This window comes from Segatella sinensis (assembly GCF_040095255.1).
GTDB classification, from domain to species: Bacteria; Bacteroidota; Bacteroidia; order Bacteroidales; family Bacteroidaceae; genus Prevotella; species Prevotella sinensis.
In genome coordinates, this window is the sequence record NZ_JBBNGE010000003.1 from 16,503 (window position 1) to 33,021 (window position 16,519).

Here is a 16,519-nt window from a genome sequence, read left to right on the forward strand (position 1 = left end):
GGTTATAGATAAGATGAGATATTATTTATTAATAGCTACTTTATGGCTGGCTAGTTCGCTGTGCAGCGCACAGACCAGCGATTCATTGATAGTCAACCAGCTTCGTGGGAAGGGGGTCAGCTTTTCCCACGACAACTCCGTCACGCTCCTGATGAGCGGACAGGAGAAATTCGATGATATGTTTCAGGCAATCCGTCAGGCTAAGCACAGTGTGCATCTGGAATACTTCAACTTCCGCAACGACAGCATTGCCTCCCTCCTCTTCGACCTCCTTGCCGAGAAGGTGAAGCAGGGTGTCAAGGTAAGAGCCCTCTACGATGGCTTCGGAAACTCATCCAACAACAAGCCGCTGCGAAAACGGCATCTCAAGGAAATCCGTGCCAACGGCATCGAAATCTTCGAATACAAGTCCCTGAAGTTCCCATGGGTACATGCCGTTTTCAACCGCGACCACCGCAAAATCGTAGTCATCGACGGACAGATAGCCTATACCGGCGGCATGAACGTTGCCGACTATTATATAAAAGGTACGAAGGTGGTAGGCGAATGGCACGATATGCACTGCCGCATCGACGGCAGCGAGGTGAATACCCTGCAGAAGATCTTCCTCAAAATGTGGAACAAGGTAAGCGGACAGCATATCGACGGCGAGGAGTATTACCGCAAGGAGAAGCAAGACTACCTGGTAGAGAATCTCAAACCCGATACCACCGCCACGGCTTATCACAAGACGGTGGGCATCATCAATCGTGAGCCGCATATCACGAAGGATATCATCCGCTACTTCTATGTGAATGCCATCAACGATGCCCAGGACAGCATCAAGCTCATCAGTCCCTACTTCACTCTGAGTCCCAAGCTCAAGAAGGCATTGAAGCGGGCAGTAAAAAGAGGCGTCAAGGTAGAGATCATGCTCTCCACCAGGAGCGATATCCCGCTCACCCCCGATTGCGGATTCTATAATGCCCACAAGCTGATGAAGGCTGGCTGCCATGTATGGATGTACACGCCGGGCTTCCATCATACCAAGATTATCATGGTAGATGGCAAGTTCTGCACCGTAGGCAGCGCCAACCTCAATGCCCGAAGCCTGCGATGGGATTACGAAGAGAATGCCGTGATTGTGGATTCATGCACTACCCACCAGCTCGACCGTCTCTTCGACAGGGAGAAGAAAGACAGTTTCCTGCTCAACGAGCAGAACTGGCGAGAGTGGCGCACCGGATGGCAAAGATTCAGGGGATGGTTTGCAGCAAAGTTCCTCACCCCATTCCTGTAAACAGATAACAGATATATCAGAGAAATATGATGAACGAAGAAATGAAGAAAGCAATGGCAGGCAAGGCGATGCCCGAACTCGCCATTGTAGATAACAATACGCTGGCAGCCTTGGGTCTCAAGGGACTGCTGGAGAGTGTCGTTCCGATGGTAAAGATCAGCATCTTCGGTACATTCGGTGAATTTGAGTCGAATGCACCCGAACGCTTCATGCACTATTTCGTGTCGATGCAGATTCTTCTGACTCACCGCAACTTTTTCATCGAAGAGGCGTATCGCCCCCATACCATCGTGCTTACCCCCTGCAACGACCTCAACTCGCAGCTGCAGGGATTCCACTGCATCTGCGTCAACGTACCGGAATCAAAGCTCATCCGACAGTTGATCCGCCTGCAACGTTCGGGACATCCCCACGGCGAATATATCCCGCCGATGGATTCCTCAGAGTCCAGGGAGAAAGCCCTTTCAGACAGGGAAATCGAGGTACTCTCGCTGGTGGCACAAGGCAAAATCAACAAGGAGATAGCCGAAAAGCTCTTCATCAGTACCACCACCGTGATTACCCACCGCAAGAATATCCAGGAAAAACTGGGTATCAAGAGCGTTTCTTCGCTTACCATCTATGCCGTGATGCACGGTTATGTGGATATCAACAAGATCTAGCAGCCGGAGAGGCATCCCCCAAAATGATGATGCCTCTTACTCACATACCTATATATAATGATAGTGCCTTCCCCGCAAGCAGCAGGGAAGGCACTATCATTTTATAAAAAATAACATTTCAAAGGTCGTTTTTCTAAGCAAAACTAGAGTTTCACCGTAGAAATATCAACCAGATCGTTTACGATGGCATAAATCGTCAGGCCCGCAGGAGAATGAATCTGGAGCTTACGGGCGATGTTTCGGCGATGGGTAATCACCGTGTTCACGGAGATAAAGAGATGGTCGGCTATCTCCTTGTTCGACATACCCTGAACCAGCGCAATGATTACATCTTTCTCTCGGTCGCTCAACTGCTCATCGTTGTTCGGCGTCTGATTGATCATACTCGAAATCTTGGCACTCACGTCATTCTGCTTCAGTTTCCGCTCGGCATTTCTCACGGCAGGAATAAAAATTTCTTCCTCCACCTCAGAGTGATGCGTAAGCCACTCCTCGTTGTTGTAGATATCATAGAGAGTGGCACTGAGCTGGTTGTTGTGCAGTCCATCCGAAGGCAGATACTTGATGATGATGCTCTTCAATTCCTTCAGCTTCATATCCACCTGCACATGATGCTTCGAGAAGGTTTCGATATCAAAGTTGGTATTGGCATTACCATCTATAAGTGCCTGAACATAAGGAAAAACCATCTTCTCCTCATACTTCATGTGGTTGGTGATGCTGTGGGCATAATCATCATAGAGTTTCAGAATCCGTCGCGCCAGATTATCCGTTTCATCCAGGGCTTCCACCAGCTCCTTACGGATAAAAGGTAACTGGAAATCTATGTAGTAGGCATGCGATGCCTTAAGATAATGCAACAGGGTCGGCAACGACAAGCGGTCGGCATTGTCGTACTCCTTGTAACCATTTATCGTAAAGTTTACCACGGCAAGGAAGGTGTAGGTATCCACGTTCTGTTCATTGCAGACTTCCCTTACCGTCTTGTCGCCGAATCCCAGATTGATGCCGAAGCTACCCAGGCTCTGCAAGATATTGTAATTGTCTCTAATGATGCTGATCATCTTGTCGTCAGCCTCATACATCTTCTGATTTTTCATCTTGTTCTATCCTTAAATGCAAACATCCTTGTATCAAAAACATTCATCATGTTTTTATTTCGGTTGCAAATATACAAAAAAGTTTCGAAACCCGCAATACCTAGAAATGGGGATGCCGATGTTTACCGAAATTTAGGTATTGCAAGTTTTTTTTAACTCCGTACCTTTGCACCCGAAATCGAGAAAGAGCGCGGTGATGATTGCCACTCCCGAGCGGCAGAGGTGCGTAATTCCTTATCAAGCTACAGGACTTTAAGGAGATACTAGGTCTCTAAAGTGTCAAGATTCCAACTAAGTATGATTAAAAAGATTATATTCATTCTTTACATCCTTGTGCTCGTATGCATGGCAGCCGCCACTATCGTGGAGAAAAGCCAGGGCACGGATTATGCCCATGCCCACTACTATGGGGCATGGTGGTTCATTCTTATCTGGGCAGTACTTGCTGCCCTCGGTTATATCATCAAAAGAAAAGTGAAGTGCGCTTCTACATTGGCACTCCATCTCTCCTTCATCATCATCCTCTTGGGTGCCCTACTCACGCATGTATCAGCTAAAAGAGGCATGATTCATCTGCGCATCGGTCAGCCTACAGATACTTATATGGCTCAAGACGAGGAGCAGGGTATGAAGGAAGAGAAACTCCCTTTCTCGCTCTGCCTGCAGAAGTTTGAAGCGAAGATGCACGATGGAACCAACGCCGTGGCTGACTATTCTTCAAAATTCACCGTAATAGACGGAGATGATAAGAGCGAAGGCGAAGTTTCGATGAACAACATCTATTCCCACCGGTCTTACCGTCTTTATCAGTCATCTTACGATGAAGACGGCAAGGGAAGCGTGCTCGCTATCAATGCCGATCCATACGGCATACCAGTCACCTATACTGGCTATGCGCTGCTCTTCATCTCCCTCGTATGGATGCTCTTCGACCCTAAGGGCGGTTATCGCAAACTACTGAAGAGTCCTTTGCTCAAGAAGGGAGCCTTGATGACAGCACTCATCCTCAGCATGGGCAATATACAGACACTGCATGCAGAATCTGCAACTGGCAATCTCCAAAATGCTGTATTGCCAAAGGAAACTGCAGAGAAGTTTGGCGAGCTTCATATTCTCTACAACGACCGCATCTGTCCGGTACAGACCTTTGCCCTCGATTTCTGCAAGAAGATATATGGAGCCAGGAGCTATCAGGGATTGACTGCAGAACAGGTACTCTCTGGTTGGGTATTCTATGGAAATACTTGGGCAAACGAGCCTTTCATCAAGATCAAGAGCGGAGAAATGAAATCAGCGATGAATCTGCCTGACTATGCTTCGCTCAATACTTTCTTCAATCGTGAGATGGGTGGCTATACCATCGGACAGTATGTTCAGGAATACTACAATGGTCAGCAGGACAAGTTCCATCAGCAAGCCGCCGATATCGATGGCAAGATACAAATCATCATGGAGTTGCGAGAAGGTATCTCATTGAAAGTTCTTCCTTACACCTTCACCAAGAACGTGAAAGCTACCAAGGATCATCCTTCCATCAAGGCGGGTACCACCACCTGGTTTTCACCGGTGGATAAGTTGCCACAGGCCGTAGAGCAGCAGCATGCGCTCTATATCAGGAATGTATTCTCTCTGCTGAATGGCGATGTAAAGGCAGGAAATATCAGCCGTGTAAACGAGTTCTTCGTCAAGATGAAGAAATATCAGGAGGTTAGTAGCGGTAATTCGCTGCCAACAGCTACCCAGTATAAGGCAGAACGCATCAATAATGCCTTTCCTTTTGCCACCATTCTCTTCATGGCAAACCTCACATTGGGTTTCATTGCCCTCTTCTACACCATCTATCGCATGACGAAGAAGAAAGAAATCAAGGTATTGAACATCGCTTTGCCTATCCTGCTTGGCGTATCCTTCCTTGCATTAACCTTCGGATTGGCATTGAGATGGATTATAAGCGGCAACATACCTATGTCTAACGGATATGAAAGTATGCTGACTGTTGCCTGGGTCGTGATGCTTATCAGTATTCTGATGCAGTTGCGCATCCGCATCGTGATGGTATTCGGCTTCCTGATTTCAGGATTCTTCCTTCTGGTAAGCCATATCAACCAGATGGATCCTGCTATCGGACAGATGATGCCGGTATTGAACAGTCCGTTACTCAGCATCCATGTCAGCATCATCATGATGAGCTATGCACTGCTATCCTTAACTTTCATCTGCGGCATCATGGGCATCTGCATGCGCTCTCATGGCGACGAACTGCGGGATTTAAGCCGTCTCTTCCTCTACCCTGCCCTGACCACGATGGGGTTCGGCATCTTCATCGGAGCCATCTGGGCTAACGTGAGCTGGGGTAATTACTGGAGTTGGGATAGCAAGGAGACGTGGGCGCTCATCACCTTTATGATTTATGCAGTAGTAGTGCATACGCAGAGCCTGCCTGTTTTCCGCAAGCCGCTGGTGTATCACATCTACATCACCCTAGCCTTCCTGAATATCGCCATGACCTACTTCGGTGTGAACTATTTCCTCACGGGCATGCACTCGTATGCATAACCCATCAGAAGACAGAATATATTTAGTCTTAAGGCAAAATTTATTTTCCCTTAAGGATAATTTTATTTTCCCTTAAGGATAAATATATGATGGTGTTGACATCAATCTAATCAAGAAGTATTCCGGACTAACCCAGGAACAGATAGAAAAAATGAAATAAGAAGGGAGAAATGCTCTGGCGACAGAGCGGAGCCATGAGCCTGAATGATTTGATGCAGAAGATTTCGCAGCAGCAATAATTGCCCTGCTGAAAACGAAATCCGTTCCCCCACACTCTTTTTATGTTTTTTTAATATCCTACGGTAACAATTGTTACCGTAGGATTATTTTTAAAGCCGTAATTTTGCAGCCGTAAACCAGGAATGGCAGATTGCCGCCTGGAAGAAAACATTAAAATAACTCATTAATTGATAGCAATATGGCAGAAAACAAGATGTTCTGTTTCCAGTGTCAGGAAACAGCTAAGGGTACAGGCTGTACCATCAAGGGTGTTTGCGGTAAGGAGGCTACAACTTCCAAGTGGCAGGATCTGCTGCTCAGCGTGGTTCGTGGCATAGGAACCATACAACATAGCATAGGCGAAGAGCCGACACCAGAGGTAACCCATTTCCTCACGGATGCACTCTTCACCACCATCACCAACGCCAACTTCAACGATCAGGATATCCTGCAAAAGGTAGATAAGGGCATCGTACTGAAGAAACAGCTGCTGCAAAAGGCAGCAAGCATGAATATCCACCTCCCTGCCTATCAGGAGGTAACCTGGGGTGGCGAGAAGACAGACTATGAGGCTGAGGGTGCCCGTGAATCCGTGCTCCGCCACGAGAATCCAGATATCCGCTCGCTCAAGGAACTCACCATGCTCGGTCTGAAGGGTATGGCAGCATACTACGAGCACGCAGCCCATCTGGGAGAAGAGAACAGCGAGATTATCAGCTTCATCTGCCGTGCACTCGCCACTATCAGCAACCCTGATGCTGCTATGAACACGCTGCTGGGCGTGGTACTCGAAACAGGTAAGTACGGCGTGGATGTGATGGCACTCCTCGACAAGGCCAACACCCAGGCATACGGTAATCCGGAACTCACCCGGGTGAACATCGGCACAGGCAGCAATCCGGGCATTCTCATCTCCGGTCACGACCTGAAGGATATCGAAGATCTCCTCATCCAGACCGAAGGCACGGGCATCGACGTCTATACCCATGGCGAGATGCTTCCTGCCCACTACTATCCGCAGCTCAAAAAGTACAAGCATCTGGTGGGCAACTACGGCAATGCGTGGTGGAAACAGAAGGAGGAATTCGAGAGCTTCAACGGTCCTGTAGTCTTCACCACCAACTGCATCGTGCCGCCATCGCCATCGGCAGGTTACAGGAACCGCGTCTTCACCACCAACTCTACCGGTTTCCCTGGCTGGAAGCATATCCAGGCGGGTGCCGACGGCCACAAGGACTTCTCCGAGGTGATTGCGCTTGCCAAGACCTGCCAGCCACCTAGGGAGATAGAGACAGGCGAGATCATCGGCGGTTTTGCGCATGCCCAGGTCTTTGCTCTGGCAGACAAGATAGTAGAGGCTGTGAAGAGCGGAGCCATCCGCAAGTTTGTGGTGATGAGTGGCTGCGATGGCAGAATGAAGAGCCGCAACTACTACGAGGAGTTTGCCAAGGCGCTGCCTCAGGATGTAGTGATACTCACCAGCGGCTGTGCCAAGTTCAAGTATAACAAGCTCAATCTGGGCGACATCAACGGCATTCCCCGTGTGCTGGATGCCGGTCAGTGCAACGACTCCTATTCCTGGGCGGTTGTGGCATTGAAGCTGAAGGAGATCTTTGGAGCCAGCGACATCAACGAACTTCCTATCTTCTTCAATATTGCCTGGTACGAGCAGAAGGCAGTCATCGTACTTCTTGCCCTGCTGCATCTGGGCGTAAAGAACATCCATCTGGGTCCTACGCTCCCAGCCTTCTGTTCACCAGCCGTACTGAAGGTTCTGGTAGATACCTTTGGCATTGCCGGAAACGGAACGGTAGAAGAGGACATCAAAAAATATATAGGATAAGAACAGCAGCTACTGAGTTAAGGGAGAATTTGCAGCCGTTAGACAACGTCCATGCCGAGCATATAACAATAAAGGGAGATTTCTTGGCGAAATCTCCCTTTATCAATTGCAAAAAGCAGCTATAATTTCTTTATTTCATCTAATGACAACTGGGTTGCTGCTGCCACTTGCTCGGCAGACAAGCCCATTGCAAGAAGACGACGGGCTGTGGCCTTCTTCTCATCTTGGGCTCCTTCGGCACGACCTTCAGCTCGTCCTTCAGCTCGTCCTTCAGCTCGTCCTTCAGCTCGTCCTTCAGCTCGTCCTTCAGCTCGTCCTTCAGCTCGTCCTTCAGCTCGTCCTTCAGCTCGTCCTTCAGCTCGTCCTTCTTCTCGACCATCGGCAAGACCTTTCTGCCAGCCATCATCATAACCCGTCTTGATAACGCTGCGCTGATAGCGCAGATTCTCCATGTGGCGGACATAATCATTCTTTTCCGCTACGGTCAACTTATCTATATCCAGGCATTTGCGGGCATCTGCCAAACCTGGGGCCTGGGCTGCCTCGCTGATCTCGCCGGTCTTGAGAAACTCGATCCATTCATCCAGATTGTTCACCGCCAGCTTATCAAAGTTATTCACGCAGAGCAGATAATACTCCGGGAATATGTCTCCGGCTTCGCGATTAGTCTTGCGCCCCTGAGGGATTTCATCACCGAAGAAGAGTTCACTCTGTCGGTTGGAGAGTTTCAGGATATCATCCGGCTGATGCAGTCCCTGGAACATCGTCTTGCCATGATATACATAATCCTTAGCCTGTCCCAATGTGAAATACACTATATTGATGGAATATACCTTGCGCACCTTGTCGTAATCATCGCCCAGACTGATATTGTCTGTGATGACCTTGGAAACTCCATAGAGCATACGGTGGAAATAGGTATGTTCCCGGGTATTCTGTATCTCGAAGATGATGAATTCTCCCTTTTCATTTTCTGCCAGGATATCCACTCTGTTGAATTTATCATTCTCGGTCTGCTGATTGCTCTCACTATCCAGGAATCGGTTGATCTTGAATTTCTCGTTCAACAGCGAACACATAAAGCCTTCCAGCACGGCATAGTTTGCCTTGTTGCGAAGCAGGCGCTTCATCGCCCAGTCAAATCTGATATAATTTGCCATATTCTTCCTCCATTTATTAATTTTCAGCTGCAAAGTTACGACTTTATTTTAAGACACCAAAGTTTTTTCGTATTTTTCTTGCTTATTACCAGAACTTTAGCTAGTAAGATTCTACTCTTATAGGGCGTGCGGAGATTTTGCCTTCAAGATTCTAAATGGAGCAAACAATAAATCGGGGGAAAATGCGTTATTGAATATAAAACTTAAATGTATGAAAGAATCAATATTCGTTACCTTGCAGAAATGCACGGTGTTTGAGGGGTTTACTCCAGAGGAAATCAGAGAGGCACTGTCGATGGTAAGCTACCGGATGGTGGAGCTTGCTGCCAGGGAAACCTATGTGCTGGCAGGAATGCCCTGCAGATATGCCGACATCATTGTCGAGGGGGAGATGATAGCCCGCATGTCAGGATTGTCGGGCAAGCAGGCTCAGATAGAGCGGTTGGGCGAATCGATGTTGATAGCCCCTGCCTATATCTTCGCACATAATAACGAGATGCCCGTAAGCGTGGAGACAAGCAAGAAGACCACCCTCCTGCGCATGAGGCCTTCGGAACTGAAACTGCTGATAGATACTGATGAGCGCATACGCTGGAACTTCATCCAGCACCTGTCAAGGATAGATATCTTCCTTTCGCAGAAAATGCGCATGCTCTCCCTTTTCTCCGTCAAGGAGAAGGTGGCGCAATACCTCATCAAGATGGCTACCGAACAGCAGAGCAGAACCATCCATCTGGATGTCAGCCGACAGGAAATGGCAGATATCTTCGGTATCCAGAAGTTCTCACTCCTCCGCTGCCTCTCCGAATTCGAGGAGAAGGGTGCCATCAGGATTGAGGGCAAGACCATCACCATACTCAACTCGGATGAAATGAAATAAGGAGCAGGAATGAGAGGAAAGGAGAGAGAAAGAACCGATGAAGACGAAGTTCTCCACCTGCGCCTCCAGAGCCCATCTTCAGCACCACATCCGCTGCATCGGTTTGAAATCCCCCATTCCCATCACATTGCAGACTACATCCTGATTGCTGGGGGATAACATATCCCCAGAGCATAAAGAGGTTAGGACATTTATTAGCGGCGGATTGTAAATCCGCCGGAACGCCTAACGGAGGAAAGGGCATATCCGACGCTACGAAATTACCTTAATATATATGTGAAACAAGACGATTATGAGAAAAAACTGCCTTAAAATTTGGAGGTTACAAATATTCAGCGTATCTTTTCATAAGATTTGCGGCACTCAGCAATTTGAAAGCAAGCTTTCATTGCACTCGCTGGCAAAATCTTTGCATAAGATTTAAAAAGAATGACGTATGAAACAGGTAGAAGAAACATACATCAGCTTGCTGACCGACTTCGGTTTCAAGCGAATATTTGGAACGGCAATGAACAAGAATTTACTGATTTGCTTCCTCAACAGCTTTTTTAATGGCCGACAGGTTGTGAAGGACGTGTCGTATCTGAATCCAGAGCACGTAGGAGGCAAGTAAGATGGCATATCGTGATATAAAAAAACTCTATTGATACGGCGAAGCAAGAAGGTAAGAATGAGAAAGCCTTGGAAATTGCCAAGAACATGCTTGCCGATGGTGTTGACATCAATCTAATCAAGAAGTATTCCGGACTAACCCAGGAACAGATAGAAAAAATGAAATAACTAATAGAATAAAAAAATGAAGAAAAAATCAAGTTGGTAGGCTGGAGCATCCTAGGAATCCTGCTCATAGCTGTAGCAACATTACTGTTGGCACGCTTTGTTTTCAATAAACAAGTGGAAGCTTACCTTTGCAATTCGCTGAAGAATGAAATGGTAGAAAAATTAAAAGACGCTGGCAAATATGTACCAGATACTACGTCCTATCATTTTGCATATCAGAAAGATTCTGTCCAATCACAAAAAATCCGTGAATATTTCAAACTCGATACAGTTGTATCTTCCACAATGCCAACATGGGACAAGGCCATTTCACTGGCACGTTTTGTAGCGGAAAACATTCCTCATGCCAATCAAAAGATTAATCCTAAGAGACGTAATGCTATAGATCTCTGGAAATACACTCGATCGATAGAGCCTGCATTCTACTGTCGATTACACTCCATCCTCTTACACGAACTATTGCTGTCTGAGGGTATTGTAAACCGCATTGTAACTTGTCATCCTGCAGATTCCGAGGATTCCGACTGCCATATTGTTAACCTGGTGTGGCTGCCAGAATTACAGAAATGGGCTATGCTAGACTCGGATATGAAAGCTTGGGCAGAAGATGAAAAAGGCACTCCACTTTCTCTTACAGAAATGCGTGAGCGATATATTGACGGCAGAGAAATCGTTTACCGTCCTCTCTTGAATTCAGATAATGATTTTGTTTATTACAGGGCATATTGGGCAAAAAACTTATACTGGTTTGATACGTGGGAGACAACAGGCTATGGTCGCGAAGATAATAATCCTGCTTATCGAAACAATAATCGCCATATCGTGCTTGTTCCTTCTGGATTCAAAGGTTTTGAACTTCCCGACCATTCAGTACTGACAACAGATACTTCACATTTCTGGGCAGCTCCCCAAAATTAGTAACTGCCATTTACTAGATCTACCCCAGGAACAAATGAAATAGGCTTCAATGGCAAATGAAGCCTATTTCATTGTCCAACGAAAGTACTTTCATGTGCTCATGAAAGTACTTTCGTTTTTTATTGCTTTTTCTACTATATTTTATTCCATAAAGACAGAGCGCCAAAGACTGTAGCGCGCTTCAGGATTCAACCGCTCCAAATGCCGGAAGACGGCTTGCATATCCGAACGGCGGGTAGTCTCTTCGTAAGGACACAACGCCTTCTGCTTCGTGAATTGCAACTCTTCTGCCACCTGACGGATATCCGCCTCATGCACCAGACAGAGGGGACGGATGATGGTAAGCGGATAATGTTTTAAAGGAAGACTGGGCTGCATAGTGGAATGAGAACCCTCGAAGGTGATATTCATCAGGAAAGTAACGAGGATATCATCCATGTGATGGCCCAGAGCTATCTTATTGAACCCGTGGCTTACAGCAAACTCGAAGAGCGTCTTGCGGCGGTTCCACGCACAGAGAAAACAACGGGTCTTGCGGGGATCGGTGGATTCATCGAAAGAACTATGCAGAATATGAAGTTTGATGCCATTCTCTGCACAAAATGCCTGCAGATAAGAACGGTCAGTCTCGTAAGGGATGTTATCCATAATGATATGCGCCGCCTCTACCTCGATATGCGGCTTATAGATGCGGGCACGCTGAGCCAAGAGGCGCAACAGTTCCAGGGAATCCTTTCCGCCGCTCAAGGCAATGAGAATCCGGTCACCATCCTCCAAAAGGTGATAATCCACGCATCCTTTATTGAATCGCTTTAAAATCTTCTGTTCTGCTTTCATCACATTATATTATATAAATGTAGCCGTATATGATATGAAAGAAAAAAGCCGCTGTCCCCTAGAGAACAGCGACTTTATCAAATACATTCCTCATCCTATGAAGGAGAGAAACGACAATTTAAACTTCGAATATATGAAAACGCGTTTTATCGCTTGATTCCTTCTTACTTAGCGTAAGCTACACTGCGAGTCTCACGAATCACGGTGATCTTCACCTGACCAGGATAGGTCATCTCGTTCTGAATCTTGGTTGCAATCTCATCAGAGAGCTTGATACTCTGCTCATCGCTCATCTTGTCGGCACCCACGATGACACGAAGCTCACGACCTGCCTGGATGGCATAGGTCTTTGTTACGCCAGGATAGCTCATGGCGATAGCCTCAAGATCGTTCAATCGCTTGATATATGCCTCTACAATCTCACGGCGGGCACCTGGACGGGCACCTGAGATGGCATCACATACCTGTACGATAGGAGCCAGAAGGGTATTCATCTCCATCTCGTCGTGGTGAGCACCGATGGCATTGCAGATATCTGCCTTCTCCTTGTACTTCTCGGCAATCTTGGCACCATAGAGTGCATGTGGCAACTCGCTCTCCTCGTCTGGCACCTTACCGATATCGTGCAACAGACCGGCACGCTTTGCCTTCTTAGGGTTCAAGCCCAGCTCAGAAGCCATCACCGCACAGAGATTGGCGGTTTCGCGCGCATGCTGCAAGAGGTTCTGACCATAAGAAGAACGGTACTTCATCTTACCGATGATACGGATCAGCTCTGGATGCAGACCATGGATACCGAGGTCGATGGCTGTACGCTTACCGGTCTCGATGATCTCATTATCCAACTGCTTCTTCACCTTGGCTACCACCTCCTCGATACGGGCTGGGTGGATACGGCCATCGGCTACCAGCTGATGGAGAGCCAGACGGCAAACCTCACGGCGCACAGGGTCGAAGGCTGATATAACGATAGCCTCAGGAGTATCATCTACCACGATTTCCACACCGGTGGCTGCCTCAAGGGCACGGATGTTGCGGCCTTCACGACCGATGATGCGTCCCTTGACTTCATCATTATCGATGTGGAATACAGAGACTGAGTTCTCTATAGCAGTCTCGGTAGCCACACGCTGGATGGTCTGGATTACGATTTTCTTAGCCTGCTGGTTGGCATTGAGCTTGGCATCATCCATGATCTCATTGATGTAACTGGCTGCATCAAGACGAGCCTGATCCTTCAGACTCTCTACCAAGCGACTCTTCGCCTCCTCGGCACTGAGTCCAGAAAGCTCTTCGAGCTTAGCCTGCTCCTGCTTCTGCATCTTCTCGAGTTCCTGCTGCTTCACGGCGAGGAGTTTCTTCTCATTGTCGATGCGCTGCTGATACTGCTCTACCTCCTGCTTGCGGCGACCGAGGTCTTCCTGGCGCTGGTTGAGCGAGATTTCGCGCTGCTTGAGCTTGTTTTCACTCTGCTGGATGCGGGAGTTGCGCTGCTGCACCTCCTTCTCCAACTCGGCTTTCTTATTGAGGAACTTCTCCTTCACTTCGAGAAGCTTTTTCTCCTTTACAACTTCTGCCTCTTTGCTGGCAGCATCTATCATTTCATTATATTTTCCCTTAATGACATAACGGAAAATGACATACCCCACGATACCTCCCAACACGAGAGCTACCAGGGCCGCTATTATTGTTACCATATATATATTATAATTATTAATATTCTTACTTAGCCAAGGTATCTTCTATCTCCGCAGTCAGCTTGTCCAGAATATCATTATATGGTTGGGTATCATTTTTATCTGATTCCTTCTCGAATCTCAAAGCTACGTCGATGAGAGCCATATACAAAATCTCCTTGTCGCTCTTGCGCCCCTTGAAGATTTTCGCATACGAATTGACGATCTCATCGATCAACTTAGCCGACTTACGATAATACTCCTCATCCTCTCTCGGTATTCTTACCGTGAGGTCGGTATCATATACATGTAATCTGATCTGTAATTTATCTTCCATCTGATCTGCCTCCGCTTCAATAGTTATTACTTGTCGCTCAGTAGCGTTATACACTTGTTGACATCTCTGATGAGCTTGGCGATGCGCTTCTGGGTGGTCTCCATGTCGGAGTCGGAAATTGTCATCATCTTCGCCATCTTCAGACTGTCGTAATCATGCTTTGCCTGAGTCAACTTCTCCTGCAATTCCTTGATCTTGGCATCGCGCTCATCCACCATTGCATACAGCTCTGCATTCTCATGCTTGATATCTTCAAACTTGAGAATCATCTGCCTTACTCTTGTGGCAAACGTATTGATTGTTTTCTCACTAGCACTCATGCCTTTTTACTTTTTTGGCTACAAATTTAAGAGAATAATTTGAAAAAAACAAATATTCTCCTGTTTTTTTATCTTTTTGGGAGAATATTGGCTACTTTCCCATCTTTTGCTTTGCCTTTTCCACCGCTTCATCGGATGGACGTGGCTCCTTCTTTGCCAACATCAGTACCTGGAAGGTGAAATCGGTAACCCATTGCTGACTGAATTTCAGACGGGTGTTGAAGTGGCGCAAGCCTACCACGGTCTTGAGCACGCTGGCATCCGAGAAATCGTTCTTGTTGAAGATATCGTCCACAGTCTGTGCAGTGAGCTTATAGAGGGTCTTCTTCATAAAGTTGGGCAGACGAAGCTTGAACTTCATCAGGTTGCCCATGAGCATCATCAGATCCTGGGTGAAGTTCTGGAACTGGATGAGATAGGTATTGACATCCTGGAGTTTCTGGCAGTTCTTGCGGATGCTGGCATCAATCTCCTTGAAAAAGTTATCGTCGGTATCATAGATGTTCTTCATCATCTTCTTGACCTGTGCCTTCTCGCCAATGCCCAGACGGTTGTTGACGGTAGGAACATGGAGGCTGGTCTTGAAGACACGGAGGTCTGGAAGCATAGCCAGATTGGTGATACCTAATTGTGAAGCCAAGGCAGCCTGGAAATATACACGGACCAGGGTCATGTAGTCTTCCATTCCACCTACTTTCTTATCTTCGTCTTTACGACTGAATAGTTTAGAAAATATTCCCATTCTTAATCTTATTTATTCATTAATGTTCTTAAATGTTCTGCAAAAATACAATAAAATCGCAAAATACCCAAATTAAGAGATGTTTTTTTTCCCCGAAAGCATGTTTTTCCTATATTATATGAAGATTTTAGGCAGATTATTTTCACCGCTCAATATTTTTTAGTAACTTTGCCACGTTTTTAAAGACTTTTTTTCAGTTCCGCACAAAGTCTGCATTGACTGTGGAATGTGCAACATATAAAAATAAAAAGGTATAATAAGAACTTTTACCATAAAAAGAAATAAAGAAGAAGATATGAAAGGAATCGTATTAGCAGGTGGTTCGGGCACCAGACTATACCCCATCACCAAGGGCATCAGCAAGCAGCTGATTCCTATCTTTGACAAGCCTATGATATATTATCCCGTATCGGTACTGATGCTGGCTGGCATCAAGGAGATTCTGATTATCTCTACGCCTTTCGACCTGCCTGGATTCAAGAGACTGCTGGGTGACGGAAGCGAACTGGGGGTTCACTTCGAGTATGCAGAACAGCCTTCGCCTGACGGACTGGCTCAGGCGTTCATCATCGGAGAGAAATTCATAGGGAAGGATGACGTCTGCCTCGTGCTGGGCGACAACATCTTCTACGGAGCCGGCTTTACCGGACTGCTGAAGGAGAGCGTGAAGGCAGCCGAAGAGGGACAGGCAAGCGTATTCGGCTACTACGTGAACGATCCGGAAAGATACGGCGTGGCGGAGTTTGACAAGGACGGCAACTGCCTGAGCATCGAGGAGAAGCCGGCACAGCCTAAGAGCAACTATGCCGTAGTGGGACTCTACTTCTATCCGAACAGCGTGGTAGAAGTGGCGAAGCACATCAAGCCTAGTGCGCGTGGAGAGCTGGAGATTACCACAGTGAACCAGCACTATCTGGCAGAGAAGACCCTGAAGGTAAGAACCCTGCAGCGAGGTTTTGCCTGGCTGGATACCGGTACCCACGACAGTCTTTCGGAAGCCAGCACCTTCATAGAGGTGATAGAGAAGCGCCAGGGACTGAAGGTAGCCTGCCTGGAAGAGATAGCCTACAACCAGGGATGGATCGGCAAGGAACAGCTGAAGAAACTGGCTGAACCGATGCTCAAGAACGGATACGGACAGTATCTGATGGCTATAGCTACAGACAACAGATAAGCTCTGACTCAAGACTGAGATTTCAACAGAATAAAA

16 protein-coding genes and 1 pseudogene are annotated in these 16,519 nt (G+C 47.1%); 10 read left to right on the forward strand and 7 right to left on the reverse strand.

Annotation, left to right across the window (positions count from 1 at the left end; all coding sequences use genetic code 11):
* Positions 1-13: 13 nt before the first annotated feature.
* Both AAAT87_RS01340 and AAAT87_RS01345 read left to right on the forward strand, forming a co-directional pair.
* Entirely contained in the window at positions 14-1,279 is a 1,266-nt protein-coding gene (locus AAAT87_RS01340) for a phospholipase D-like domain-containing protein (RefSeq protein WP_349225412.1), read from the forward strand.
* 26 nt (positions 1,280-1,305) lie between these two features.
* Entirely contained in the window at positions 1,306-1,941 is a 636-nt protein-coding gene (locus tag AAAT87_RS01345) for a response regulator transcription factor (RefSeq protein WP_295024501.1), read from the forward strand.
* 143 nt (positions 1,942-2,084) lie between these two features.
* Here the strand turns inward: AAAT87_RS01345 and AAAT87_RS01350 are convergent, their stop codons facing one another.
* Entirely contained in the window at positions 2,085-3,041 is a 957-nt protein-coding gene (locus tag AAAT87_RS01350; protein ID WP_349225413.1) for a LuxR C-terminal-related transcriptional regulator, read from the reverse strand.
* Between the two features lie 297 nt (positions 3,042-3,338).
* Between AAAT87_RS01350 and AAAT87_RS01355 the strand changes: the two genes are divergently transcribed.
* Together AAAT87_RS01355 and hcp are read left to right on the forward strand one after the other, a co-directional pair.
* Positions 3,339-5,597, forward strand: a complete 2,259-nt coding sequence (locus AAAT87_RS01355; protein WP_349225414.1) for a cytochrome c biogenesis protein CcsA — start codon at positions 3,339-3,341, stop codon at positions 5,595-5,597.
* Positions 5,598-6,015: 418 nt separating this feature from the next.
* Positions 6,016-7,659, forward strand: a complete 1,644-nt coding sequence (gene hcp / locus AAAT87_RS01360) for a hydroxylamine reductase (protein WP_349225415.1) — start codon at positions 6,016-6,018, stop codon at positions 7,657-7,659.
* A gap of 119 nt (positions 7,660-7,778) precedes the next feature.
* Here the strand turns inward: hcp and AAAT87_RS01365 are convergent, their stop codons facing one another.
* On the reverse strand, positions 7,779-8,819 hold the full coding sequence (locus AAAT87_RS01365) for an Rpn family recombination-promoting nuclease/putative transposase (RefSeq protein ID WP_349225416.1): 1,041 nt from the start codon (positions 8,817-8,819) through the stop codon (positions 7,779-7,781).
* Between the two features lie 211 nt (positions 8,820-9,030).
* Between AAAT87_RS01365 and AAAT87_RS01370 the strand changes: the two genes are divergently transcribed.
* The 5 genes and pseudogenes from AAAT87_RS01370 (at position 9,031) to AAAT87_RS01385 (ending at position 11,397) form a co-directional block, all read left to right on the forward strand.
* The gene (locus AAAT87_RS01370; RefSeq protein WP_295023617.1) at positions 9,031-9,699 is read left to right on the forward strand and encodes a Crp/Fnr family transcriptional regulator; all 669 of its coding nucleotides are present in this window, start codon (positions 9,031-9,033) and stop codon (positions 9,697-9,699) included.
* A gap of 9 nt (positions 9,700-9,708) precedes the next feature.
* Positions 9,709-9,858 (forward strand): hypothetical protein, encoded by a 150-nt coding sequence (locus tag AAAT87_RS01375; RefSeq protein WP_349225417.1) that lies wholly within the window; start codon positions 9,709-9,711, stop codon positions 9,856-9,858.
* A gap of 277 nt (positions 9,859-10,135) precedes the next feature.
* Positions 10,136-10,303 (forward strand): annotated as a pseudogene (locus AAAT87_RS01380) (PD-(D/E)XK nuclease family transposase); the annotation flags it as partial.
* 77 nt (positions 10,304-10,380) lie between these two features.
* On the forward strand, positions 10,381-10,479 hold the full coding sequence (locus AAAT87_RS15620) for an Rpn/YhgA-type helix-turn-helix domain-containing protein (RefSeq protein WP_487250784.1): 99 nt from the start codon (positions 10,381-10,383) through the stop codon (positions 10,477-10,479).
* Positions 10,480-10,629: 150 nt separating this feature from the next.
* Positions 10,630-11,397 carry a transglutaminase-like domain-containing protein gene (locus tag AAAT87_RS01385; RefSeq protein ID WP_349225418.1) on the forward strand — a complete coding sequence of 256 codons (768 nt, stop codon included), beginning with the start codon at positions 10,630-10,632 and terminating at the stop codon, positions 11,395-11,397.
* A gap of 141 nt (positions 11,398-11,538) precedes the next feature.
* On the opposite strand, the gene AAAT87_RS01390 is transcribed toward AAAT87_RS01385, so the two are convergent.
* The 5 genes from AAAT87_RS01390 to AAAT87_RS01410 form a co-directional block, all read right to left on the reverse strand.
* Complete coding sequence (locus tag AAAT87_RS01390; protein WP_295023640.1) at positions 11,539-12,234, reverse strand: tRNA 2-thiocytidine biosynthesis TtcA family protein; 696 nt, start codon at positions 12,232-12,234, stop codon at positions 11,539-11,541.
* A 164-nt stretch (positions 12,235-12,398) separates the two neighbouring features.
* The gene (gene rny, locus AAAT87_RS01395) at positions 12,399-13,931 is read right to left on the reverse strand and encodes a ribonuclease Y (protein WP_153092172.1); all 1,533 of its coding nucleotides are present in this window, start codon (positions 13,929-13,931) and stop codon (positions 12,399-12,401) included.
* Between the two features lie 25 nt (positions 13,932-13,956).
* Complete coding sequence (locus AAAT87_RS01400; RefSeq protein WP_117662775.1) at positions 13,957-14,247, reverse strand: cell division protein ZapA; 291 nt, start codon at positions 14,245-14,247, stop codon at positions 13,957-13,959.
* Positions 14,248-14,273: 26 nt separating this feature from the next.
* Positions 14,274-14,567, reverse strand: coding sequence for a hypothetical protein (locus tag AAAT87_RS01405; protein WP_089544209.1), 294 nt, complete (start codon positions 14,565-14,567; stop codon positions 14,274-14,276).
* A 91-nt stretch (positions 14,568-14,658) separates the two neighbouring features.
* The gene (locus AAAT87_RS01410) at positions 14,659-15,309 is read right to left on the reverse strand and encodes a DUF8491 family protein (RefSeq protein WP_296972904.1); all 651 of its coding nucleotides are present in this window, start codon (positions 15,307-15,309) and stop codon (positions 14,659-14,661) included.
* Positions 15,310-15,604: 295 nt separating this feature from the next.
* Here AAAT87_RS01410 and rfbA point away from each other — a divergent pair, with 295 nt between their 5' ends.
* Entirely contained in the window at positions 15,605-16,483 is an 879-nt protein-coding gene (gene rfbA / locus AAAT87_RS01415) for a glucose-1-phosphate thymidylyltransferase RfbA (RefSeq protein WP_233904683.1), read from the forward strand.
* The last annotated feature ends 36 nt before the right edge of the window (positions 16,484-16,519 follow it).

Coding starts and splice junctions, on each gene's coding strand:
- AAAT87_RS01340 (WP_349225412.1), top strand. CDS start 14: ATGAGATATTATTTATTAATAGCTACTTTATGGCTGGCTAGTTCGCTG.
- AAAT87_RS01350 (WP_349225413.1), bottom strand. CDS start 3,041: ATGAAAAATCAGAAGATGTATGAGGCTGACGACAAGATGATCAGCATC.
- rfbA (WP_233904683.1), top strand. CDS start 15,605: ATGAAAGGAATCGTATTAGCAGGTGGTTCGGGCACCAGACTATACCCC.
- AAAT87_RS01385 (WP_349225418.1), top strand. CDS start 10,630: ATGGTAGAAAAATTAAAAGACGCTGGCAAATATGTACCAGATACTACG.
- AAAT87_RS01410 (WP_296972904.1), bottom strand. CDS start 15,309: ATGGGAATATTTTCTAAACTATTCAGTCGTAAAGACGAAGATAAGAAA.
- AAAT87_RS01390 (WP_295023640.1), bottom strand. CDS start 12,234: ATGAAAGCAGAACAGAAGATTTTAAAGCGATTCAATAAAGGATGCGTG.
- AAAT87_RS01355 (WP_349225414.1), top strand. CDS start 3,339: ATGATTAAAAAGATTATATTCATTCTTTACATCCTTGTGCTCGTATGC.
- AAAT87_RS01370 (WP_295023617.1), top strand. CDS start 9,031: ATGAAAGAATCAATATTCGTTACCTTGCAGAAATGCACGGTGTTTGAG.
- AAAT87_RS01400 (WP_117662775.1), bottom strand. CDS start 14,247: ATGGAAGATAAATTACAGATCAGATTACATGTATATGATACCGACCTC.
- AAAT87_RS01365 (WP_349225416.1), bottom strand. CDS start 8,819: ATGGCAAATTATATCAGATTTGACTGGGCGATGAAGCGCCTGCTTCGC.
- AAAT87_RS01375 (WP_349225417.1), top strand. CDS start 9,709: ATGAGAGGAAAGGAGAGAGAAAGAACCGATGAAGACGAAGTTCTCCAC.
- hcp (WP_349225415.1), top strand. CDS start 6,016: ATGGCAGAAAACAAGATGTTCTGTTTCCAGTGTCAGGAAACAGCTAAG.
- AAAT87_RS01405 (WP_089544209.1), bottom strand. CDS start 14,567: ATGAGTGCTAGTGAGAAAACAATCAATACGTTTGCCACAAGAGTAAGG.
- AAAT87_RS01345 (WP_295024501.1), top strand. CDS start 1,306: ATGATGAACGAAGAAATGAAGAAAGCAATGGCAGGCAAGGCGATGCCC.
- rny (WP_153092172.1), bottom strand. CDS start 13,931: ATGGTAACAATAATAGCGGCCCTGGTAGCTCTCGTGTTGGGAGGTATC.